Annotated in this window: 1 pseudogene; it reads left to right on the top strand. The window is 62.5% G+C overall.

Features of this window, described 5'->3' with window-relative positions:
* Window positions 1-387: pseudogene (locus AC6CH3_RS23480) on the top strand (pyruvate dehydrogenase (acetyl-transferring), homodimeric type); the annotation flags it as partial.

Here is a 387-nt window from a genome sequence, read left to right as displayed (position 1 = left end):
ATCAAGGTCGTCTGGGGCCGGGAGTGGGATGACCTGCTCACCCGCGACACCGACGGGTCGCTGGTGAAGATCATGAACGAAACCCCCGACGGGGACTACCAGACCTACAAGGCCGAATCCGGCGGGTTCGTCCGCGAGCACTTCTTCGGCAAGACCCCGCAGACCAAGGACATGGTCGCGGACCTGTCCGACGACCAGATCTGGAACCTCAAGCGCGGCGGGCACGACTACCGCAAGGTCTACGCCGCCTACAAGGCAGCCACCGAATTCAAGGGCAAACCCACCGTGATCCTGGCCAAAACGGTCAAGGGCTACGGACTCGGCCCCCACTTCGAAGGCCGCAACGCCACCCACCAGATGAAAAAACTCACCCTGGACGACCTGAAG

It is taken from the genome of Arthrobacter sp. GQ119, from assembly GCF_059759125.1.
Note: the sequence above shows the minus strand (reverse complement) of the source record. Positions and strands in the feature narration are given on the sequence as shown.